Annotated in this window: 10 protein-coding genes; 2 read left to right on the forward strand and 8 right to left on the reverse strand. The window is 64.4% G+C overall.

Annotated features, from left to right (window positions below; genetic code table 11):
- Positions 1 to 2 precede the first annotated feature (2 nt).
- From FZ046_RS10610 to pglW, 6 genes are read right to left on the reverse strand one after another with little or no spacing between them, the layout of a single operon-like run.
- The gene (locus FZ046_RS10610; RefSeq protein ID WP_070351269.1) at positions 3 to 2087 is read right to left on the reverse strand and encodes a DEAD/DEAH box helicase; all 2085 of its coding nucleotides are present in this window, start codon (positions 2085 to 2087) and stop codon (positions 3 to 5) included.
- On the reverse strand, positions 2087 to 3367 hold the full coding sequence (gene brxD, locus FZ046_RS10615) for a BREX system ATP-binding protein BrxD (RefSeq protein WP_070351270.1): 1281 nt from the start codon (positions 3365 to 3367) through the stop codon (positions 2087 to 2089). The genes FZ046_RS10610 and brxD overlap by 1 nt, the downstream gene beginning before the upstream one ends.
- A complete protein-coding gene (pglZ, locus tag FZ046_RS10620; protein ID WP_070351271.1) occupies positions 3364 to 6045 on the reverse strand; it encodes a BREX-2 system phosphatase PglZ in 2682 nt (893 codons plus the stop codon). Before pglZ ends, brxD begins: the two co-directional genes overlap by 4 nt.
- Entirely contained in the window at positions 6042 to 9710 is a 3669-nt protein-coding gene (locus FZ046_RS10625; RefSeq protein WP_070351272.1) for a DUF6079 family protein, read from the reverse strand. Before FZ046_RS10625 ends, pglZ begins: the two co-directional genes overlap by 4 nt.
- Positions 9707 to 13276: a BREX-2 system adenine-specific DNA-methyltransferase PglX gene (gene pglX / locus FZ046_RS10630; protein ID WP_070351370.1), complete on the reverse strand. Its 3570-nt coding sequence runs from the start codon at positions 13274 to 13276 to the stop codon at positions 9707 to 9709. The genes FZ046_RS10625 and pglX overlap by 4 nt, the downstream gene beginning before the upstream one ends.
- The gene (gene pglW / locus FZ046_RS10635) at positions 13276 to 17508 is read right to left on the reverse strand and encodes a BREX system serine/threonine kinase PglW (RefSeq protein WP_070351273.1); all 4233 of its coding nucleotides are present in this window, start codon (positions 17506 to 17508) and stop codon (positions 13276 to 13278) included. The genes pglX and pglW overlap by 1 nt, the downstream gene beginning before the upstream one ends.
- 364 nt (positions 17509 to 17872) lie before the next feature.
- On the opposite strand from pglW, the gene FZ046_RS10640 reads away from it, so the two are divergent.
- Positions 17873 to 21670, forward strand: a complete 3798-nt coding sequence (locus tag FZ046_RS10640) for a GTPase (RefSeq protein WP_070351274.1) — start codon at positions 17873 to 17875, stop codon at positions 21668 to 21670.
- Positions 21667 to 23268 (forward strand): GTPase, encoded by a 1602-nt coding sequence (locus FZ046_RS10645; RefSeq protein WP_170292420.1) that lies wholly within the window; start codon positions 21667 to 21669, stop codon positions 23266 to 23268. The genes FZ046_RS10640 and FZ046_RS10645 overlap by 4 nt, the downstream gene beginning before the upstream one ends.
- 147 nt (positions 23269 to 23415) lie before the next feature.
- Here the strand turns inward: FZ046_RS10645 and FZ046_RS27385 are convergent, their stop codons facing one another.
- Positions 23416 to 23562 carry a hypothetical protein gene (locus FZ046_RS27385; RefSeq protein WP_170292421.1) on the reverse strand — a complete coding sequence of 49 codons (147 nt, stop codon included), beginning with the start codon at positions 23560 to 23562 and terminating at the stop codon, positions 23416 to 23418.
- 59 nt (positions 23563 to 23621) lie between these two features.
- Positions 23622 to 24113, reverse strand: coding sequence for a protein NO VEIN domain-containing protein (locus FZ046_RS10650; RefSeq protein ID WP_125939650.1), 492 nt, complete (start codon positions 24111 to 24113; stop codon positions 23622 to 23624).
- Positions 24114 to 24500: the final 387 nt, after the last annotated feature.

A 24500-nucleotide genomic window follows, 5' to 3' on the forward strand; every position in this document is an offset into this window, starting at 1 on the left:
CCTTAGCTTCTGACGATCGATTGTCTCTCTGCGGCTGTGGCGATCGCGGACACCGTGTCACCGAGGCGGGTACTGAGGGTCATCCGTGCCAACTCTGCTGGTAGGGCTGACGAGAACTTCAGCCCTCGAAGCGCATTCGCGTCAACGGCTGGCTCCTGCCACTGCACTTGACCAACCGCTGCGCTGAACTCTTCGACTGTCACACCGGCAATCAGCCGTACCGACTTTTCGTCGATTCGCTGTCGCGGGTCAACGATCGTGGGCAGCGAAGCCTGCAGCGTGTGATTCGCTGCAGTGCCGGCCCACGTCCACCAACGACCGGCTGAATCGGACGGTAGGAAAGCTATCAACTTGTCCCTATCGGCAGCGTCGCCGTAGCTCTGTCGGAGACCCCCGAGGGCCGAAGCGGCGCGCCCTGTGAAGGTCACGCCGGCCGGGCTCCCGCCGAGAATCACCTCACGCATGCCGCGGGTAATGTTGTATGACAACCCACCGCCGGAGCCAGACCATTTCGCTTTACCACCACCATCAGCGGGCTCCACGAAACAGCGCCGCCGCTCCCAGTCGACGTGTGTAACCTTCCAAGACCGACCGCCCAACAGCAGGGTTCGAGGTCCGTCGACCTGATCGGTCAGCAGGTCGGTCCCAATGGTGCCGACCTCCACACGGCCGGCTAGGACAAAAAACTCCGGCGGCGCCGTGAAGACCGCGGTGAGGTCGGAGAAGTACCGACGGCCGAACCGCCGTTCGGCCTCCTGACCGATATGGAAGAACGGACCGTCAGCCTCGAAATAACCTTCTGCAACCAGATATTCGAAGATCTGGCCCGCGCTGTCGTCGAAGACCGCCAGATCACCCCACGACGACACTGCGTCGGCGGCGATGCGGTGCTCCTGTAGGCAGAGTGCCATCAACTGCTGAGCCGCGATGTGCCGCGGGTGCGCGGGCGGCTGAACCGGCTCGACCCAGCCGTCCGACCACCGCTTGAGCATCCCCGCCGCTAGCAGCAACGATTCATCATCGACACACAGAAACAGACAGTTCCGGGAGGTTCCGGCGCGCCGGCCAGTCCGTCCCAACCGCTGGAGGAACGACGCGACCGTGCGGGTGGACCCGATCTGAATGACGCGGTCCAGATCGCCGACATCGATCCCGAGCTCCAACGTGGAAGTCGCCACAATCACCGTGTCCCGCGCATCGGCGAAAGCAGCCTCCGAGCGGCGCCGCTCGGCAGCCGACAACGATGAGTGTGAGATGTAGGTTTCGATGCCGTTGTCGCGCAGCATCGCCCCGATCTCCTCGGCCTGCCGGCGACTGTCCACGAACACAAGGCGCTTCTCCCCGGCATGTAGAGACGCAATCACCCTCGCCGCGTTGAAGAGCGACCCGACGAAGTCGACCGTGATGTCTGGTGCCGTGGCTGAGGGCGGCGCTGCGGGCGCCACAACAACCGACTCGCGACCGTGAAAGCTGCCCTGCAGCCACCTCAACAGCTCATCGGGGTTGCCTACTGTCGCAGACAGCCCGATCCGCTGCAGTTCACGGTCGGCGACGCGTGCAAGCCGCTCCAATACCGCGAGGAGGTGCCACCCTCGGTCATCACCGGCGAAGGCATGGATTTCGTCGACCACTACCGCGCGGAGACCGGCGAACATCACCCGTGGATCGACCTTCGTCGACACCAGCATCGCTTCGAGGGACTCAGGCGTGGTCAAGAGAAAATCGGGGCGTTCGACCAGAATGCGTTGCCGCTGCGGCTGTCCGACATCGCCGTGCCAGACCGCGGCAGCGCGCCCGAGCCAGCGGGCGTAGCCGTCGATGCGTGGCTGGAGGTTGTTCAACAGTGCGCGCAGCGGGCACACGTACAACACCGATACGCCTTGCCAGTCCTCGGAGGCCATCCGGGACAGCAGCGGGAACACGGCGGCCTCCGTCTTGCCCCCGGCGGTCGGCGCGAGCACCAGGGTGTCCTGACCAGTCAGTATGGGTTCGACGGCGTCGGCTTGGGTGGGGCGTAACCCGTTCCACCGCAACGTGTTCGCCAGGTGGTATTGCACGCCGGGGTGTAGTCGATCGAACGCGTCCATCAGAGATCCAGCGGTACGTCATCCGCGGTCAGGGCAGCCCGCTCGGAATCTGAGAGCTCGGCCGCGGCAATGCGCACTTCGTAGTCCTTGTACGGGTCGAAGTCGGCGAACTGTTCGATCTTGTCCAGTACGTCGACCAGCTTGCGCAGAAACAGCCGGGGCGCGATGCCGGCCTTGCCGCCCAACTCGCCGGCCACGGCCCCGGCGAACTGGCTCACGAAGGTATCGTCAGCGACACTGGTCACCCGTTCGGGATCGGGAACACCGCCGACGTAGAGATCGCGCACCCGTGTGCCGAGTTCGATCAGCCGGTCCTGGTCGAACCCGGTGAGGCGCAGTTGCGGTGCGCGGGGGTTGTCGAACCGCGGGTCCTTGGCGAACTCGGTGTGCAACCGGTCCGCCAAAGGCGGTAGTAGCGGAATGCCCTGTCGCCCTTCGAAGAAGGCCGGTGTGCCGGTGATCAGCAAATAGAGTCCCGGGAAGTGCCCGTCGTGGACTTCGTCAACCAACTGCCGCAGCGCGTTCAACGCCTTGGCGCGGGCGTCGCTGCGCACCCGCTGCAGCGTTTCCACCTCGTCCAGCACCAGCAGCAGGCCAGGATGTCCGGCATCGGCCAGCACGGCGAGCAGCCCACGCAGAAATCCGAGCGCCAAGTAATGATCGAGGTCGCCCTTGATGCCAGCCCGACGCTTCACCGATGCGGCAACGTGCGGCTGTCCACCCAACCAGGCCACCAGACCATCGGCGCCGTCGTTATCGCCCTCGGCCACCATCCGCCGATAGGCCCGGATCGCCATGGGGAACACCGGTGCATGGGCAGCGACATCGGTGAGCCGGCGCTCCAGGATGACGTCGACCTCGACGCCCTGCTGCTGAGCGTCGTCCTCGACGGTGAACAACCATGCGTCCAGGATCGGACGCAACGCGCTGGGCTGGATGGAGGCGGTGCGCAAGGATTCGATGCTGCGCCGATACACCGTCTCCAGTTTGTGCAGCGGAGTGTCGATTTCATTGATCTGGACCTCGGCAACTGCGAAGCCCTTTTTCATGGCGCGGTCACCGAGCCAGCGCGCGAAGAAGGTTTTGCCGGAACCGTACTCGCCGCGCACGGCCTTGAACACCGCACCCCCGGCGGCCACCACATCGAGCTCGGCATCGAGCTCGGTCTCGAAACGCCCCAGCCCGACGGCGAGCTGATCGAGCCCATTGGACGGCACCGTACCTCGGCGCAGGGCGTCGAGGACTTCGCGGCGGCGCCGCGCCGAGACCGGCGACGTCATTCGGTGACCCCGAACTGCTCTTTGAGTGCCTCGACGTCCAGCCGCACCACACCGCCACCGACGCGCAGCACCTCGTAGCCCTCCACATCCAGGAGCCGCTTCGCCTGCATCAGGGCGCCGTTGACGCTGACCGTCGCGACACCGAGTGCCCCGGCTGCCTGGGCGAGGGTGATCTCGCGCGCCGAGGCACCGAGCAGTGCCCGCAGAAGAGCCTGGATCTGGGCCTTCTGCAACACGATTCGGCCGGCAACGGAGAGTTGTTCGGAGAAGACCTTGCTGCGAACGACAGCGGCGGGCAGGGAACTCGACTCGACAGTAAGCACGTCGTCGAACAGCCCTGGACCATCCTGGGCAGCCTTGCGGCCCTTCTTCGGGGTCGGCGGTTGCGGCGGGTTCTCCGGTACAGCGGTCGTTCCGGCGTACCACCAGGGTGGCTCGGCCCCGACTACCCGCGACGCACCCTCGGGTAGCTCCCCGGCGACCAGAGCGATGACCGGGACGATGGCTTCGGCGGGGGTGGCGCCGCCGTGATAGCCGGCATTGCGGGCGCCATACCGGATGGTTTCGTCGACCGCGAGGACGACCTGCTGGGATTCGGTGAGCACACGCGGGCCCCGGACCACAACTTCGCGGTCTGGGTCTGCCTGCACCAGGTCACCGTGTGCGCGTTGGCCGTACGTGTTGGCGCGGTCCGCCTTGACACTGGCGCCGTACTCAATGATGTGGCCGTGATCGGAGGTGATGACGACGGCGCGGCCGGCGTTCTTCGCGGCCGTAAGCAACGGTGCGAGGTAGGTAATGGTCTGCAGCGTCCAGTCGGTGCCGCCGGGGTCGGTGTGGTGCAGCGTGTCGTCAACGTAGTTCAGCACCACCGCGACCAGCCGTTGCCGGTCGATATCGGCGATCGCATTGCGTACTTCGGTGGCCAACTGGGCCCCACTGATCACCGCGTCGAGTGCCTTTTTGTGGAAGATCGGATCGGCTACGTCGCCGGTCGCCTCCAGCTGCGACTCTCGCAGCAGCGAAAGGAAGCCGGAACGCTCCACCGAGCTGTCGCCCGACCGAAGTTCACCGCAGAGCAGCGAGCAGCGGCTGCGCTGCGTGAGTGTCGGCAGCACGGCGAGGGCGCTGGCACGGCGCGCATCGTTGTTCGCGGCGATCTCGGTCCACCCGTTTTGCTGGGCCGATCGTACGAGATCGTTTGCGGCGGCGACCGAGAGCGCGTCGACGACGAGCAGCAGGGTGGGTGTCTTCTTCGCGAGCGGGATCACCTGGTCGCGCAGGACATTCTCGATGGTCTGCACCGGTGGGTCCGGGGCATCGGCGAGTGCAGTGGCGAATGCGCGGTCTTGGCGGGCGCGCCGGGCCAGCGTGGTATCGATGATGGCTCGCAGCGCCGCCGCCGGAATCGGATTGTCGGCGCCGCGACGGGCAACCACCAGCGCGGAGTCCACCCAGGAGTCGGTGCGCACGTACCCGTCGGTCAGCGGCGCGAGGCCCTTCTGTCGGGTGGTGTCGGTCGCCAGGTGCCGGGCGAGACGAACCGCCCCGCCGAACGCATGGCAACTGCGATCGGCGGCCGACAGGAAGTGGTGCTGCACGTGTTCCCAGCAGGTTTCGATATCGCGCAGTGCCGCGCCGGACACCAACGGGGCCTCGAGATCCGCTGGCAGAGGACTGGGCAGTGCCGCCGTAATGGCGCGGGAGAGCTGCACCAGCCGTGCGTCCAGGCCGTGGGGGAGTAGGTCGGAGGACGCGGCGGCATCGCCGATGCCCAGCTCGGTGACCACCGCGGCCGCGGCCGCCAGGACCGCCTGCTGTTGTTCGGGCTTCAACGAATTGATGACCAGCCCGTAGGTGTCCTGATACCAGAACCGCAGATCGTCATCGGGAAGGTTGGGCACATTACTGCGCAGCAGGAACTTTCCCGCGGCCTTACTCTCGGTGTCATCGAGCACTCCCGCGACGATGCCGAGCGGCACCAGATCCGCGATGCGGCCGTTGCCCAGCAGCGCGGCGACCGGTGCGTGCAGGCGACCGCTCCGCGCGGCGAGCCATCCCTGAAACGCGCCGAATAGCTCCGGCCCGCCAACGGATCGAAGCGATTCGAGCCGTTGAGCGACATCCGAGGATCGGCTCCACTCCAGCACGGCCAGGGTGTCGATCTCGACGCCGACGTCTTTGACGATGCCGAGGGCATCCCGCGCGAGCGCGGACATGGCGTGGTCCCGGGTGAGGACGCCGCCCGGCGCGGGGATGTACGCATCGGCGGACAGCGCTGCCAGCAGACCGTTGGCGATCGCCCGGTCATTGGTGGTGCGGTACAACGCCGGTTCGATAGTCGTAGCGGAAAAGTTGCTGCCCAACGCATCCCACGGGTCGGGGGTGATGAGGCGGCCATCGAGTAGATGGGCCAGTACCGTGTCACCGAGGTCGTCATCGTCGACGCTGGTGAGCACGACGGTCCAGCCGCTCGGATCACGACGATCGATGGCCTCCCAGATGGCCAGCACCGAGGGGCAGGGTGCGACGGTGACGGGTGTGCCGAAGTAGTCGAAGTCGGCGCCGTCATAGGAAGGTTTGGCGCGCAACCCGAGTACCCCGTGGGTGTACTTCTTCTCCTGCGCCTTTTTTAGCCGGGCGCGGATGACGGGTTCGGTGGCAGCGACCGCGGTCATTCCACCCACCAGCGCACGTGGACCCGCTTGCCGTGTTCGGCGATGGCCTTCTCCAGGTCGGCCGTCAGGCCCGGGATATCGGCGGTGTTTCGGAGTGTGACGTCACCCTTGGCCGTCCGCGGTGTGGTGCGGGGCGGGGTCACGGGCTGGTCGTCGACCACCCAGGCGACCAGTTTGTTCTCGACGGAGGTGAGTTCGTCGCTGAGTGAGCGGCCGGGCACCGAGATCGCCTCATGCAGGGCCTTTTCGATGGCGCGGGCGTTGTCGCCGGTGGCATCGGCCCGCTCGACACCCTGATGCAGCTTCTCAACGAGCTTCCACTTGAAGTTGCGCAGCGCTGCCGTGTCGCGTGCAGCGTCGTTACGGATCTGCCCCGCCGTCTCGGCCGCCACCGGCAAAGCTGCGGCGGCTGTCTTGTTGATCACCGGCACGGTGCCTGACGTGGCGTGCAGCTGTTCCATGAGCGTGCGCAGGGCCGCGGCGGCGCTGAGGCGGTCACCGCCACCGGCGGTCATCCCCAACTGCGCATACCGGCTTTCCAGCTCATCGATGAGGTAGGCCAGCTGGCTGGTGCTTTCGGTGGCCTTGGCGCGAACCTGGGTGGCGAAGTCGGCGGCGTTGGCCCCGGTCAGATAGGTGCGGGGCGTGGTGTAGCCGAACAGCTTTGACGCCGTGGTCCGGGCGTCGTCCCAGGCCCGCTGCTCAGGCAACTCCTCGGCCCGCAGTTCGATATTGGGTCGTAGCCGGCCCAGCGCGGGCGGCGTCATCGCTTGCCCGGCCTCGAACCACGCCCGCTTGCGCAGCAGGGCCCAGGCGCTGATCACCAGGTCCCGCGCCTCGGGGCTTAGCCCCCACGCCGGGGTGAGCCCGTCGATGTGCTGCTGCAGCCCGCCGATGGTCACGGGGTCGGCGGCGTGGGCGGCACGGTCGAGTTCGCCGGCCCAATACGCGAACGACTCCTCGCCGAACAGGTAGTGGTCCTCGGTCGCCTTGCCGAGACCCAACGGGGCAGCGACGCGGCGGACGGCTTTCCGGTCGGCGCCCGGATTGGTGGGGACGCGGCCATCGCGGTGGGCGGAGGCCTGCTCCACGTAGTCGCGGACGGTTTCGTAGTTGCGTGCGGTGACCTCTTCGTCGCCAGGGTCGAAGGCGGGGTGGCGCGGGTAGGTCGCCGCGAAGGCCTGGTCGACGAGTTTCAGGAGCGCGTCTTCGAGGCTGGCTGCCGGCGGCATCGCCGGGCTGAAATCGCGGGACAGCGAAGTCAGGACGTCGAATTGGGTTGACTCGTCGGTGATGCGCTTCGGATCGTGTGGTTCGGTGCCGTAGGCCTGCTTGAGCACATTTTCGATGCTGGTCCGGGTACCGCTGAGCAGGTTTTCCAGGATGCCGCGGGCCTGGGCGCGGTCGGTCGCCGGGAGGTGGTCGGAGTTCTCCTCCCAGCGGTCGCCGCTGCCGGTGAACAGCCAGTCGAGTTTGACCAGCAGCGCCAGATCCTCCATTGCGGATTCGGTGAAGAACCGTGGCAGCCACACCAGGGTGTTGCGGTCACCGTGGGACAGCAGCCGGTCGATGCGGCTCACGTCGTCGGCGCTGGTGAAACCGGCCTCATCGAAGGGATAGTCGACGACGACCCGCCAGGTGCCCGGCCGGTGATCGAAGGTCTGCTCGGGCAGCGAGCTGGCGTCACGGACGTTGCCGAACACGATGTCGACTTCGCGGCGCGATCCGCGCCAGATGACGGTCCGGCTAGCGGCACCGCTCAAATCGTCCTGCCCTGACACGCCGAGCGCCTTATGGATGAGCCGACGCAGTAGAACACGCCGCCGTCCCGAATTATCTTCACCACGAACACGTTCCAGGATCGATTGGTAGTCGACGTCGGCGAGCTGCACCCGGATAACGGGGTTGGCGGCATCGGAGACGTTGATCTCCGGCACTTCCTTGGATGACCAATCCCGGACGATGGCGAGCACGGTGCGGGCCTCACCGCCGGCCATCCGCGATTTGATCGAACCGTGGTTGAGTGCCGCGAGCCGGGCTGCGGTGATATCGCGTAGCGCGGGGACCTTCGGGGCGATCGCCGACAGCAGCAGGGTCTTGGCAACCCGCTCCTGCCCGCGGAAACCGGCCGGCACCGACGTTGGGTCGGTGTTGAGTTGCTCCCTGCTCACCGAATGCTTCTCCAGCAGCGCGGGCAGTAGCCGGTTCTTGTACAGATCGTTGGCGGACTTGAACATGGCGCCGGCGTGCCCATCGATGGGGTCACCGCCGTCGACGATGTAGTCGTAGGAGTCACCGACCGGAATCAGATCCTCGACGGTCAGGGTGTCGCGGCGGTCGACGAGCATGCGCTGCATCACCTTGAGCGCGGTCCGTTCCCGCTGCATCACCGAGGACAGGTTGCGCAGGGTGGACACCAGCGCCGGGGAGAACGGATAGGTGAGCCGGAAGTCTTGAGCAGAGGCCCCGCGATGGTGTTCATCGGTGTTCAGGCTGTCCTGCAACACATCCCAGACGTCCTTCGAGCGGGTGAGGTTGGCGAACGCCTCATCGAGGATCGCGCGGGCGGCCTCGTCCTTCGGTTTGAGCAGCCGGGCGTGCGCGACCTCGGCGAGGTTGTCATCACCGAGTTGGATCTCCCGGAAGCGGCCCTGCTGGTATTGGAAGGCCCGGTCGAGGGCTTCCTGCTCGGCCCCGGAGGCTCCGGCGTCGGCGAACCACTTGCGCAGATCCATCTGCCGGGAGATGAAGGAGATCAGCGGGACGGCGCGGTTGCGTCCGGAGGATTCGACCAGCTTGGTGATCTTCTGGGATTCGCGGGCGAAGAACTCGGTGTCGCGGACCGAGAACGCCAGCCACAGCACCAGCTCATCGAGGAACAGCACCACCCCGTCGTAGCCGAGGGACTTGGCGTGTTCGGTGATGACGACCAGTCCCCGGTCCAGGTCGACATAATCGGCGGTCTCGGTGAAGGACTTGAAGTAGCCGTTGACCAGTGCGGACACCAGCTCGCGGCGTTCGCTGTCCTCGGCCGATGCCTGGCGGGCCGCTTGGTAGCGCGGCAGATCCCAGGCACCGTCGACCAGATTGCCCCAACCCCCGCCGCCACCGGAGCCGCCGCCGAGCCCGGCGAGAAACTCCTCATCACCCATGCGGTCCCGGAGGTTTTCGGCGTCGGCGAGCAGGCTGTCGGAGAGGTGTACTGCGGGAAGCGGTGCGTCGGGGTGCAGCCGGGTGATCTGGTCGACGTAGCCGCGGAGGACGGCCTGTTCCAGGCTCTTGGCGCCGAGCAGGTGGTAGGTGAGCCGCAGGATCTTCTTACCGGACAGTTCCCCGTCGTACCGGCCGGTGAGGTCCCGGAACTTGGTGCTGCGGATCGCGGGGTGGTTGCCGAGCAACGCGTACAGCACGGCCATGAAGTGGCTCTTACCGGAGCCGAATGATCCAGTGAGATAGGCAGCCCGGGAGGTGTTCTTGTTCAATGCGTCGGCGACGAGATCGATGGCCGCGGTGAAGTTGTCGCGCAGCGATTCGGTGATGACGTACTCGTCCAGGGTGGCCTGGATGTGGGCTTCGTCGTTGGTGCTGTCGGTGAGGCGCAGCACGTAGTCGTCGCTGCCGACGCGTTCGGGAATGGTGATGACGTCGCGGAGCAGTGTGGTCATGACGTCTTCCTGGTGCGTGGTTTGCGGGTGGGTTCGGGGCGCCACGCGGTGAGTTCGGTGACGGTGAGGTGATTTTCGGCGAGGCGGGTGGTGAGTTCATCGGCGATGGTGTCGGCGACGGACTCGCCGTACTCCGGGTCGATCTCGTTGTGCCACTGCTGCACCCAGGGCAGCAGTTCGTGTAGGCCGGCGAGCATGGGGATGAGTTTGGGGGTGTCCCAGCCTTCTTCGATGCGTTGGCTGATCAGCCCGGCCAGCGCCAAGGCTTGGTCGGCGTGGTCCCAGCCGGCCCAGCCGAGCAATTCGGTGGTGTCGGAGTCACGTCCGGCGCCGGGGTAGGAGACGAAGCGTTCCTTGGGGACGTCGAGCTTGCCCCGATGTGACCAGTACGAGGCTTTGGCGAAGTCGGCGGGCTTGTACTTCGGCGGGACCGGAATGGGAGCTTCGAGTTTCTCGCCGCGGTCCTCGCGGCGCTGCAGCTCCCAAGTTTGCCCCCACACTGCCCGCTTCTCGAGCCCCGCGGGCTTGTATCGGTGGGCGGACAGGAAGGGAACCGATTCGTCGGCAAGCAGTTTCGCGAGCGCCGTTCCGGTGGCGATGTTGTCATCGCCTGCCCACAGTTGCAGCACGTTACGGAAGTCGTCGTTGCGGTCGAGCACATCGGCGAGCTGGGCGACCGACATGGGGGTGGGTCGGCCGTCGCGGTCAAACCACAACGACTTGTCTTCAACGCGGTCGAGCAGCCAATCTCGAAGCGCGGACTGCACTTGCTTATCCCACGGCTCGACAGCCCAGCGCCGCTTGTACTCGGGGCGCTCCAAGAGTCGAATGTGCGGATTCGACTCGATGGCGTCCAGGCGCCGCTGCATAAATGCTTGGTAGTCGGCGGGCAGGTGGTTGGGGATCTCGGTGATCGGCGTCGACGAGTGTCGATCGAACCAGGCGGTTTCCTCGCCGTCCTTCATTCTTCGGGCAAGAGCGATCTCGAAAGTTCTCTGCCCGAGGGCGATTTCGGGAACATCGCCTGCGTAGGTGAGGTCATCTTCGATCAGGCCGTAGATGCGATAGTAGTCCCAGTCGAGTTCTTCTTGCTGGGCGATCATCAGGCGACGAAGGCGTTCGTATTCAGTCTGAGCGGCCGACAATACGGATACCGAGGGGAGCTCGTTCGACGCGACATTCCGCGGGGTCTGCCGTGTCAGAGCCTGCGCGAGGTCATCGAGCGTCTTGGGACGCTCGATCGGTGTGGCCGTCGGTAATGGGAAGTCTTTGAGTGTTGTACCCGTGTACTCATAGAAGTTCTCCCAGGCATCGAGAGTGGTCCTAGCACCCGAGGTATCGACCGTGCTGCCCTTGTTGTGGCTGTTCTGCTTGAGCCAGAAGCACGCCACCGACGAGTTCAGCACCCCGAGCAGCCGCAGATGATCCTCGACCGACGCGCCCTCGGGCAGCTTGATCACCGGCGCGGACTGCTTGAAAACCTTGCCCCCGCGGTCCAGCACGAAGTGGTTGTGGGTCGCGACGAAGGCGAAGGTGATGGAGAGGGGTGAAAGGCCCTTGTCCGCCGGAAGCTGATGCCACTCGTACCAGGGTCTCCCGTCAGAAAAATAGGTACCGCCACCGAAAGTCGCTCGTTGTCCGAGTTCTGTGCGAAATGACCAGAGCCTTCTCTCATCGGCTGGAAATGCTGCGAGTTCGCGAAGGGCATGAGCTTTGTCGTAGGGGAAGAACGCACGGTTCTGTGGTGAGGTTGCGAAGTCTCGGACTTCGTCGCCCTGGACTAACGCGGGATACGATGCCGTGTCGAATCTTCCGCTTTCGAAAATGTCAATCGGTAAAGTGAGAGCGTCATCTGCGCCCATAACCCCGAAGAAGCCGATTCGCGACACCAACGCGTTCAGGGATCCCGCGCTGGCCGTCGAGATTGCTTCGCCGAGTTCAACAGCACCACCACCAGAGAGGCTCCAGGGATGCTGCGACAGGGTGGAACGGTCCAGGTCAGCAACGCTGATGTACGTGTCCTCGTAGCCCTGGTCATTGATGTGTTGGGTGATCGCCGTCCACACAAGACCCTTAGCGGCCTCTGCAGGCCGGCCAGGTTCGCCCCGGATCCCAAGCACGGCCCGGATGGCGTCAGTTGTCGGCCGTTGATTGCGGCCAATGATGATTGTGGTCGGGGTTCCGTGCCCCGGAATGTATGCGCCCGAGGTGTCTATCACCGTCCGCAAATTGACAGTGGGTAAGAATTCCTCGATGAGCTTCGAGCCAAACTCTCGCTTCATGAACGCATTTGATGTGATCTGTCCGACCCATCCGGTAGCACGGTCGTTCGAGCGGGGACGTGCCAATCGGAAGAATAGCTCCATGAACGGAACAGTTAGCGCGTACTTGCGGTGCGGCGTCTTGTAGAGCTGCCGGTAGGTCGCGTTCAGCGCAGCGTCCTTGACCGTGATGTATGGCGGATTACCTACCACCACATCGTGTTCCCGTTGCAGGATCTCGGTCAGCGCGTCGGCATCTTCGGTGGTGTCGGCACGCACCGAGGGTCCACTCGCGAGCAGATCGTCCGGCAGCAGTTGTTGATTCGCGCCCCAGAGCAGGCTATCGCCGGCGGCGAGGTGCGGGTTGTAGGCGATTCGCTGTTCGAGGCTGGTATCGCCGGCAGCTTGCAGCGCGGCGACGAGGAGTCGGAAGCGGGCGATTGCCACGGCGAACGGGTTGATGTCGACGCCGTAGATACCGTCGAGTGCCTTCTCCACGAGTTCACGCGGGCCAAGTGCAGGCGCGTGGCGCTGCCACTGCTCGTGCAGGCGGTGGAAGGCGCCGAGCAGGAAGTGCCCCGAGCCGCACGTCGGATCGACGACGGTGAACCCTTCCAGCGACCGGTCGGCGAGGGCGGGTTCCATCGTCTGATCAAGAATGAATTCTTCGACGAATTCTGGGGTTTGGAGCAAGGCATAGGTCTTCTTGGCGTGCTCGGACAGATCCTGGTAGAGGTCGCCGAGGAAGCGGGTGTCCATGCCGGCGAACGAGAACATCGGTGCGCCCTCGCCGTCCTGCTGCCACCAGAACTCCAGTAGCTTGCGCGCGGCATCACCGGAGGGTGCGACCAGGTGTATGGGGGAGAACCGGTCCACCAGGCCCGCGGTGGCGGGAAACTTGGTGAAGTGGCTGCTGATCTGCGTGAGCCATTCCCGGTCGGTGTCTTCGGGGTGGGCTTGGAAGTAGGCACGGCGCGCATCGAGCGCGTGAGCCCGTTCGTCGGCGTCGGCGCCGGAGATCCAGCGCGGTGTTACCAGCGCGTTGTCCTCGCAGTAGCGAGCGAACACCGTCAACAGCACCCACGCCACGGCGGCCTGGGTCACCCGGTCATTGCGCCATTCCGGCCACGCCGCCGCGGTCCGGTTCGCCGCGGCTGCCTTCTCGTAGTCGCGCTTCCAAGCGTCGAACACGCCGTCTTGTCGGGAATCCGGGTCGTCGCCGTCGACCCGAGCCCGTAGATCGGCCTCCAGGTTCAGCATCAACCGGCGCAGTGCCGCCACCACATTCGATGGAGCCGAGGCCATCACCGATCTCCCTCATCATCACGCGCCGGCACCAGGTCCGGAGTCTGCTTCCACACCACGAACTGCCCACCCGGCGATCCCAACTGAATGGGTTTACGATCCACCAACGCGCCGAGCTGTCCACGCAGCTGCGGCAAAATCACCCACACCGGTCGACGCCGCGGTGCGGCGAGGTCGCTCAACTTGGCCAACACGTCCAGATGGCCGTAGCGGGCCAGCGGCGACACCTCGGTGAGGATCAGCGGCTCGTCGCGCGCATCGCCGTCGAAGACGTTCGCCTCCAAATCTTTGCGCAGCTGCGGCACCACCCGGTCGATCACCGCACGCAGGCCACGCGCATCCATCGGCGTCGCATCCGCCGCATCGGCACCGCGCACCAGATCCCACGAAATCCCCTGCTGTTCAGCAAGAGTGCGCATGGCCTCGATCAGGCGCGCCGTGACGTCGACCAACTCCCCGCCGAACGCTCCGGCGAGTTCAGCGGCGACACGCTCATGCTGGCCGGGTCGGTCCGCGGGAATGTGAACCCCCACGGCCAGGAAGCCGTGCTCGGCGATGCTACGGCGCAACACCGCCTGCTGATCGACACCATGATCCGTCTCATCGGACACCGCGGTCGTTGCCGTAGGAACCGCGGTCGGCTTCCGGGTGTGCAGCGTCGTCGCACTCGGCGGCTTGGCATCCCGGAAGCGATACGCGCCCGTGCCGGCGTCCCATTCCAGATTGAGCGTCGTTTGGGCCAGATAGGTATCTAGGTGCGGCGGGGCAGGTACCCGATCCAGTTCGGGAAAGCGGGCGCTGACTCGGCTGCGGATCTGCGAGGGGGACAACGACTCCGACTGCGCCAAACCGGTCAGCGCCGTTTGGATTGCGGCGGCCGGAGCGATATCACGGTTATGCAGTTCGCCGCGTCCCGACACTGCGGCATGCTTGGAGATGGCGGCCGCCAGTCGGATCAATCGGCTCTCACCCGGGAGCGCCGTGCGGGCGTCGGCATCGTCGTTGACGGCGCGATACCCGGCTTGGAAGGCGGCACCGAGTTCGCGCGCCGCGGTCGACGGCGGGATGATGACGTTGAGATCCGAGCTGACCATCTCGTCGGCGCGCTTTGCCGCGGACTCGGCGGCGGCGATCAGCAGTTCGTCGGTGGCGAGCAGCGCCAGCCGTCGGCCGTGCCGGCGTCGCACAAAGTCCTTGTTGCCGGTGGCGTTTTCGTGCTCGCTGACACGTTCCAGGGCCACCCGCAGCAGTCCGCCGGCGGTGCGGTCGGCCTGGGCCTGGTGGTAGAGATCGGGGGAGGGCACCGCGGCCTCGGGCAGGCGGGCCCGAATCTCGGCGGTGAGCGTGTCGATGGCCGCGACACCCCCGAAGTCGGAGAGCACCTGGCGGGTGATGTCACCGATCGCGTCGAGCAGGTCGCGGGTGTCCTGTCGCTGCGCCCAATCGTCCTGCAGCTCCTTGAGCAGTTGTGGCCCGCGTTGGGAGGCCTTGTCCAGGGCGGTGGCCAGTTCCGTGCTGCTGGCGAAGGCATCGAGCCCGGGCGTCACACCCAGGAGAAGCTCGGCGGCGTCCTTGCGGGTCGATGACCGTGCCCCCGACACCGCGGACAGCAGCACCGCCACCGCGTCGTCGAGACCCATGAGCGCGTCCCCGGAGGGGTGCTTCTTGTCCTTGCCGAGCCGTTTGGCCCAGGCCCGGTAGCGGGCGGTAATTTCTTTGCGGGTGTCCTTGGCCTCACGGGCTACCAGCCGGTTCAGCCGGGTCGAGTCCAAGGCCAGCAGCTCACCGACGGTGGTGACCTGAACGGAGGCGAGCGCGGACACTGCGCGTGCGGTTAGGCCGGCTGCGCCCAGCAGCGTTGCGGCAGTGGCCTTTTCGGCGGCCGTATCGTCTCCGGCATCGGCCGTCTTCGTGCCCAGCGTGGTGAAGACGGCGCGCCAGGCGCGCAGCATGTCCTCGGCGGTGTCGGGGCGGGCTGCGGCGTCGCGGGACAGCGCCGTCCGGAAGAAGTCCACCAACGCGGCGGCGATGCTCGACTCGAACATCTCGGGCAGTAGGGTTACGTCGTCGTCGACGGTGGCGGGGTTGGCGTTCTCGTCGGGCCCGTAGCAGGGGCGCCCGCCCGTCGCCATCTCGAACAGCACGACCGCGGCGCCATAGCGTTCGGCGGCGGTGTCGTATTGGCGGCGCCCGCCGATGCCGAGGAACGGATCCAGGTATGGCGGGGTGCCGGCCTCGACATTGCGGGCATCGACCCCAGCCATGGAGAAGTCGAACATCGTCAGATGCGTGTCGGCGCGGGAACTCGACTGGTAGACACCGAGGTTCGAGGGTTTGATATCGCGGTGGGTGACGCCGACCCGCTCCAGCGTCACGACGGCGGTCAACAGGTCGGTGCCCCAACGCTCCAGCACGTCGATGGACAGCCGGCCGCGGTTGTTGAGTTCCTCGGCCAGGGTGGTGCGTCCGGCGTAGCGCAGCAGGAGCGCGGTGCGGCCACCGACTTCGAGACGGTCGTACAGCGTGACGATGCGGTCTTCATTCTCCAGTTTGCCGAGCACCTGCGCTTCGGCGTACAGCCGCTCAGCTGCCTCGGCGTCCTTGGCGACCTTGAGGACGCGTTCGGCGTCACCGACCTGCTTGTCGAGGACGAGGATGCCGACGGCGGTGGACCCGGCACCCAGCTTCTGCTTGTAGACGAAGCGGCCGTCGAGCACGTCGGCGGGCAGCGCGTCGAGGGGGTCGGTGCCGGTGCCCTCGTTGAAGATCTCTTTGCGGGCCTGCCCGAGTTCGTCGAGGAAGGTGCCGACATCGGCGATCCGCTCGGCGGGGCTGGGATTGGTGGCGTCGAGCACCAGTTGCCGCAGTTTGGTGCGGATCTGCGGCATTTCCGCGGCAAGGTCCAGGCCGCGGTCGCGGCGCAGCCGGTCGATGAGTTCGCCGCGTTCGGTGGCCGGCGGTTGGCCGCTGAGGATGTAGAAGGCCAGTGCGCCGAGGCCGAAGATGTCGATGCGCGCCGGGTCGGTCGGACGTTGCCCTTCCGGGGCGCCGAACAGTTGCGCGGCATCACTGGGGCTGGCGGCCATCAGGCTCAGCGACCCCGACGACAGCCGGCTCACGGCGGTGTCCGGGTTGGCCGGCAGCACCCCGGCGCTGTCCCAATCGGTGATCTGCGGCAGCAACTTCGAGCCGCGTTCGCGGATCGCGACGGCCCGCGGGTTCAGCGTGCGATGCACCACCCGGTTGCGATGCGCGTAGTGCACGATGTCGGCGATATCGCCGATGAGGTCAAGCTGGCGCTCCAGTGGCATCGTGGCCTTGTTGTCGGCCAGCCACAGGTCCAGCGGGAGGTCGTTCTTGGGTTGCGGGAACACCAGGCCGATGCCCAGCTCCGGCTCGTCGACGATGTCCTCGGGCACCTGCAGCCCGTCGTAGCGCAGCCGGGACAGCAGGTGATATTCGGAGGTGACCGCGCGCTGGCGGGCATGCTTGTCTGCCGACGAGGCGCCCTGGCTGGTCAGGTAGAAGCGGATGCGGGCGTGGCGTTCGGCGTCGACATGGTGGAACGCCGGCCAGTCCTGCCAGCCTTCGCCGTCGGCCAGCGGTTGTTCGTCGATGATCCAGGAGCCGACCTCGCGTTGCCGGCGTGGTGCCAGGCCGATGGCCTTCATCAGGCCGGCAATGAGTTGGCTGTCGCGCTCGGGGATCAGCTCATGGCGCGCCGGAGCAAGCAGCGCCTTCGAGATGCCAGGAAGCCTGGTCCGACCCTCGAGGCCATCCAGGCCGTAGAGGTTGATCTTCGAGGTGTCGGAGAGTTCGCACTTGAATTCCTCGTGGTGCAGGAACACCAGTTCTTGGACGTAGGGGATTCTCCGGACAGCCTCATGGCCGCCGCGCTGGCGGATCGCGTCCTTCAGCAGTGAGGCGAAGTATTGGGCTTTGCGGCGGGCCAGGAGTAGCGGAGAGTCTTCCGACCGGCCGTTGCGCTGCCAGCGGTGGTCGTTGCCGGTGAGGATGCCGCGGTAGTGCTTAAGCTCGACGAGGTAGAGCGTGTCTTGGGCGAGGACCAGTAGGTCTACCTCATGCCAGCGGCCGCGGTTGTCGCGGAACTCGAAGTTCGCCCAGGCGCGGTATGGCGGGGCGTCCGGGAGTGCCTGCTTGACGAGGTCGAGGCCGGCTTGTTCGTGGGCGAACTGCGACTCGGCGATCTGGACCCAGCGGTCGTCCCTCACCAATCAATTCCCCCTTGGTCGTGCGCTTGGTAACTAACTTACTGAGTCGAGCTCTGCTCGGTGCGGATAGCTGAAGGTTTTGCACCCGCGCGTTGACGCCAGTGCGGAGCCGGGATGGGATTCTGCCTGACGTGTACGACAATATCTGGGAGGTTCGCTAGGTTTCGTCCAGCGGGCCCGTCGCACACGAGGAGAACCGCGGTCCTCGGCCGCTATCGTTCGGTCTGTACTGCCGGCTCTGTTGAGCCTGAGCGGACGTTTCAGTCCCGCGGTCCAAAAGCTGCCAGCTGTCGGTGCTGTCCGATAGCGTCTTGGATCACTCACTTTCCGCGGGGTCGGATTCGTAGCTAGGGGGCACGTACTGATGAGTGTCGATGACACCGATTTCGACCGAGCGGTCGCCGATGCGCTTGCCGCTGGCAGCGACGAGATGGCGCTGCTGGATGATTTGGCGGCGGAGACGATCGGTGGCTACACGATTTCCTTGCCCAACGCTGAGGGTCTCGGACCGCTCATCCAGGAAGTGACCGATGCGACCGAAACTTTCTCCAATAAAGTCCGCGCTCACCTCGCCGAACAACGCGACGTGCTGTCGACATTCAACGTGGCCTTCTTTGGGCGCACCGGCGCTGGCAAGAGCACCTTGCTATCGGCATTCGGCGAACTGGACGGCCATGACGTTTCGCCGGGCGATAGCGACTGGACGACGGACGTCCACACCATTCCGTGGCGCGGGTGCCGGCTGTACGACACGCCCGGAATCAACGGTTGGGGCGGTAGGAAGAGCCGTGCCAAACTTGAGGCCACAGCCCGGCGGGCAGTAGAAATCGCTGACGTCGTCTTACTGTGCTTCGACAGCCAGAGCCAACAAGCCAGCGAGTTCGCGAAGGTTGCGCAGTGGGTGCGTCACTACGGCAAGCCGACGATCGCGGTCCTCAATATTCGGAACCTGCGATGGCGCCACCCCGCGAAGGTGCCCAATCAGGCAGCTAGGAAGAACATCTCGGAACCGGTCCGCCAGCACAGCGACAACATTCGCACTGAACTGGCGAGTATTAGTCTGGCCGATACTCCAGTTGTCGCGATCCACAGCAGGCGAGCACTGTTCGCACGTGCCTCCGTGCCATTCCGTGGACCCGCCGAACGAGACTTCGCGATCGAACGCGAGCAGTACGGCGTTGAGTACCTGGCCCGTTGGTCGAACTTCGGGGCACTGGAGGCTGTACTGACGTCGGGGATCGCCGCCGGAGGGGCGCAGTTACGGCTGGCTTCGCTACGTGAGGGGATGCGCGCAATCCTGACAGACGAAGCGGACCTGCTCAGAGCGCTGGACCAGCGACTCGAAGAGCGGTTCGGTGAAGTCGACCGGTCGATCTCGCGGCACCTCGAAGTGCTTGGTTACCTCGAACCCGACGAACGTGGAGCCTTTCTGCATGACGACGCCTGGAGCGGTGATCTTCTCACTATCGCGGAGATGGCGCGGAGCAGCCCGTACGTCACCCCGGCGAACGGCGCGTTCACCCGGTACCTGCGAACGCTGCTCAAACCGCACCTGTCGGCACCCCGTAGCGACGCATTGAAGCGATTTAAGCGATTGGAGCGGGAGGCCTTCGAGAACCGGAAGGACGTCGACAAGGACACCTTCGTTAAAGAAGTTTTCGACGAGGCGGCGATTGCGGAAGCACTCGAACACGTATGGGTCGACTCTGCACAGTTCCTTGAACGCGAATTAGACATGGCTGCAACCGAATTGAAATACCGTGGCTTTTCCGACAACCGAGATGCGTCGGATATCGGTGGCGCCTCTGGGTCCAGCGCTGCGGCGTTCGAAACTGTTTTCCGGACAACTGGCCTACTGACTGGGGTTACTGCGGCTGTCGGGTTAGTGGCCCTCGCCAATGCGTGGAACCCCATTGGGTGGGCTGGCGGGCTTGTTGTCGCTGGAGTCAGCATCGCATCATCGGTGTTCGGCATTATTGGCGGTCAGCAGGGCGATTCAGCGGAACGCCAACGTGCCGAAGCGCATGCCAAGGCGGCCTATGCCGGTCGCACAGCGATCCGCACCACCTTCGACGGCATCGAACACGACTTCGCGCGCGATGCTCGTTCCGTGGCGTGGACCCAAGCGGCGCCCGGTGTCAAAACCCTGCTTCGTGAGCTCGCGGTGTTAGCGCGGTTGCGTCAACAAGTGGGGTCCATCGCCGATCAGCTCACCCACAGTGCGGCCAGAGTCGCCACAACTCCTCATGTGGATCTACTCGGCGAGGCATTGAAGACACTCGGTGACACGTCGACCGGTGGACAGCGGCGTGACATCCAACGAGTACTGCTCGGTGAGGACTGGTTCGAGGCCGCGCCGGAAGTGATGGATTCCGATCCCGATGAGCGTGAAGCGTTCCTGCTTTCGTGCCGTGCTCGGCACGAAGTCGACGCCGATAGTTTGCGTACGGCAGTGACCGACGGGCTAGTTCGCTCGGATCACAGCGCGATCGCGGACTGGACGCAGCGGCTTGCCAATGCTGCAACCACTGACGCGGCTTTCCGAGCGGCACTGGTCGCTGCAAAGCCGCCTCGAGGTGCGAGACCGTCGGTTGCCATCGCGGGCGACTTCAGTGCCGGCAAGTCCTCGTTTATCAAGCGACTGCTCGTGGAGTTGGGCGGAGAGATTCCGGAAACGCTCAGCATCCGCGCCGACCCCACAACAGACGACGTGCACGTGTATCAGTACGGAAGCGTCGACATTGTCGATACACCTGGCTTTCAAAGTGGACGCAGGGGCCATGATGAGAAAGCTATCGAAGCCACAACGAGCGCGGCGCTAGTGATTGTGCTGCTACATGTCAACTTGTTGATCGGTGACACCGAAAAGCTCGAAGGAATATTGGGAGGCACGGCGACGACGCCGGGCAAGTGGCCACGAGTCTTGTTCTTGATCAACCGGTGTGACGAACTGGGGATCGATCCGCTTCATGACGTCGAGGAGTACTTCAATCGACGTGACCGCAAAGCAGCCGAGCTGCACGCCGCGCTTGAGTCGCGCGGGATCAACATTGCCCTGAACCATATCCACGGAATTGCAGCAGACCCGTTCTCTGCGGTCGGAAGTCGTCAGTCGATCAACCGCGATGCGTACGACGACAACAGGAGCTGGGATGGTGTCGCGGCATTCCTTGAAGTACTGCAGTCCTTATCGCCGAGTCGCATCGCACAGGCCAATACCTTGGCGGCGCTGGACAATGCGGCAGCGGAACTGCTGCACCTGCACGTCGTCACCGAAGACGAGTGTGCGATCAGCCAGTCCGCGATCGATGGGCACGAAGCCTTGATCGGCGTGCTCGACGGCTGCCTGGGCGACGCTCTTCACCTGTCGGCCTCGCTAGAACACACCCTGTCCGAGATGGTTTCACGGCACACAGCTCGAGCCATCGAAAAAGTACGCGAAGTGGGCCGGGGTGATGAGGAGAAGTTAGCCGTCGCGATGAACTCGTGGAACAACGCCGACCTGCAGGCCGAGGTCGACGGGTTTTTGGTATCGGCGAGCGAACAGATTGACGAATGGTCCGCAACGCACCAGTCTGCGATCAATCGTGAATTAGCAGCCATGAGCTTCAGCGAGCATCTCGGGCAGCCAGCTACGGGCGTCGATGAATCCGCCAGCGATACCGTCTCAGACGTGATCGGGGTGGGAAAGTTCGTGACGGAGTCGGCGCAGAAGCTTGCGGCCGGAGCGGGCACACGAGATGCGGTCTACGCCATCGGCAAGGGGCTCGGTCGGAACTTCAAACCCTGGGGTGCAGTCAAACTGGGGCAGACGGTTGCGAGAGCTGGAGTAGTACTGCAGGTCGTTGCAGTGGCCTGGGATGCGTTCAGCTGGGTGCGCACGGAGGGTAAGCGCGCTAGCTGGGAGGAAACTATAAGCGGGGCAGTAGAATCCGTGGAAACGATCAGCGCAAAACACATTGCGGAGTTCCTGCGTGGCGATGATGCACCAATTACCTACCTGCAAGATCGCATTGCGGAAATAAGGAAAATCCGCGACGACCACGAAAGCCAACGCGTTCTTGCTCAGTACGACATGTCGCGCACGGGAAAGCGACTTGCGACGACTGCGGCGCTGCTGGACTCGTTTGATGAGCTTGGAAAGGAATCTGTATCACTGTGAGCGCACTCGATATTGCCGCAGCAAGGGCTTGGCTCGACTCTGTACCCGGCGGAAAGCTCGGTCAGGACGCCGACGGACAGTGGCAACGGCTCGCCAGCGTAAGCGAACCGGTCGTTACGGTGTACGGGGCGTACGACACGGGAAAGAGCTCGCTGCTTCGTCGGATACTCGTGGATTCCGAAGTAGATGTCCCGGAATGGCTTACGATCAGCGCCCGTCATGAGACGTTCGAAGTCAACGAGGTCACTGCTGCCGGCTGTCGGCTTCGGGACACCCCCGGGTTCGTCGCCGGCGCTGACGACGCCCGCGCCGATATGAACACTCGGCTGGCAAACGCAGCGGTCGACCTCACGGATGTCGCTGTAGTGACGGTCACTCCACAGTTGGCGACTGCCGAATTCCCGGCGTTACAGGAGCTGGTGCGACGAGACTGGGCGCCCGGATCATTGTGGTTCGTGATCTCTCGATTTGATGAAGCAGGGGTAGACCCTGAGTCAGATCTTGATGGCTACCGTGTACGAGGGGGGCGAAAGACAGAGGAACTGCGTCGTGCACTCGAGCTCGATGAGGACGTGCCGGTGTACGTCGTTTCGCAGGACTTCGCGCAGATGGCAGGGGCGGACCGAAATCCAGACCCGCAGATATGGGACGATTTTCGGAGCTGGGATGGAATCGCGGAACTGCGCGATGCGCTCGCTAATCTGGGCTCCCGCCGGGGCAGTTCATTGAGAGCTGCAGCTGCGCAGCGTTTCTGGCGACAGTCCGTCGCTGATGCTTTGGAGGGATTGCGCGCCGAGTTGGCAACGTACCTGGACCACCAGACGTTCTCGGAAGAAGGACTCCGACTCCGTCAGTCGTGGCTGGCGCAGCTGGATGCGCTCAAGAACTCGGCCGATGCCGACCTGCGCGGCCGGATATCCGAGACGATCGGCCAAGCCATCGATGACCAGCGTGACTCGGATGCGATACAGAACTCGCTGCAGGCGACGATCGAGTTCTGGTACGGGCTGCAGGAGCGGAACGTCGAGAAGCTGCTGCGTAGCGTCGATGACACGGTTGCGCTTGAGCGGCAACGACCGTCATGGACGCAACTCGAAGAACTTGCGGACTCTATCCGTTCCCAGTCGAATCGTTCGGCACCAACGGAGGATCAGTCTGAGTTCATCACTCCGGCGGTCAAGCAAATCGCTGCGGCTGCGGTAACAGCACTCAACGACTACCAGAAGCTCTCGACAGTACGAAAACCTGTGCAGGCGGCCACTTCGGTTATGAATCAAAGCAAGAGCGTTGCGGCCGCCACTGCTGTGGCGCCGCTGATCATCGAGATATCCTCAGTCGCTGAACGGTTCCTTAGGGGCCGCGCTGAGGGAGCCGAGCGAGACCGCCAGCGGAAGGCCATGGAAGCGAGCCTCGACCGTGCGGGCGCCGATACCGCGCAGATGGCCATGAGTGAGTTGGAGACACTAATCCGAGCGGCGCGACAGGCGATACTCGACGCCACCGCTGAACGAGTTGAGCTGAACGACGGGCTCGCTAGGCTGGTTGGCGAGCTAACGACACTCATAAAGGCAGGTGAGCAGCTGTTGGCGCCGTCGTAGGCGGTTTCGTGAATCGGTGCGGAGTTGCCGTGCTGCTTCGCGTGCGAACGACTATGGCCGCGCCTCGTGGATGGCCCGAGCGACCTCGCGACGCGAGGAGGTATCAGAATTCTTCGAACACAGCGACCTTACTTCCGCTATCCGCGATCAATCCGGCGCTTCCAAAAAACCAGTATTGAGCCAGTAGGCGGCTGACTGAAGCGGGATGGGCCACGTGATCGCTTCAATCTCAAGGCCGTCGGGATCGCAATTACGGCGAATCGATTTCACCAAGATTGAGATCGTCAGCTTCATCGTAATCGTGTTCCAAATCAACTCAATTCAATCATTTTAATAGGTGTAGGTTGTAAGAATCAGAACGGGTTCCGGCCAAGGTCCCAATAGTGATCCCAGGAGAATGTCTGACTCACAACACCAAAATCCCTGAGCCAGGACGGTTCTGCACCGGCGAAGACATCGCCGATGTAGCGCACCTCATCGAAGTGGGCTCCGTCGGGATGGACGGAAACAAGTGCAAGGCGGTGGTTGGGGGCGGCGTTCAATGCCAGCAGCACCTCAGTACGGGTGATGGTAAACGTATCTGAACCCGCGATCCTAGCCTTCACCTCGATCCGCAGATTTGTTTCGCCCTGGCGTTGGGACAGAATGTCGAATCCAGGGTTGTTGGAGGCCTGCTCTAGCGGGCTATGTCCCAGCGCTCGTTCCGCCGCCAGCACGGCATCAACGCCCCTGCGCTCGACAGCTTTTCGCGCATCAACGTCAACTGTGGGGGAGTGTTCTGAATCACCTCCCGATGCGGGTACGACGAGGGCGGCTGAGATAATTCGAGGTGGCAGCGGGCTCATGCGGAGCTGCTTCTGGATCAGTTGCTGCCGCAACTCTAGGCGTGCTACCAAGTCTTCAGCCCGCCGGCGTAGCGAGTCGCCCGATGTGCGAACGCTTCTTCCCGCCGCTGCTCGGGAATCGGTGTTGGATGCGACTGTGTGCAGGCGATCAATCTCGCCCCTGAGTCGTTCTCTTACCGCAGCGCCCAGTCGTTCATACTCGGCCGTCCTACGTGGTACGACTTGTTCGATGAACGTGGGCAATTGGTGCCTGATTACCCAGGCCGTTGCCGCATCCTCACTGTCAACAAGCCAAGGGAGTTCCTGGCGCTGCAATTGCTTGCTAGGGCTTCGGTAGTCGAGGTACGGCGCAGGACCGGCATCAACGACTGATCCGTGGGAGTTTGC

It is taken from the genome of Mycolicibacterium grossiae, from assembly GCF_008329645.1.
In the GTDB taxonomy this organism is placed as follows: Bacteria; Actinomycetota; Actinomycetes; order Mycobacteriales; family Mycobacteriaceae; genus Mycobacterium; species Mycobacterium grossiae.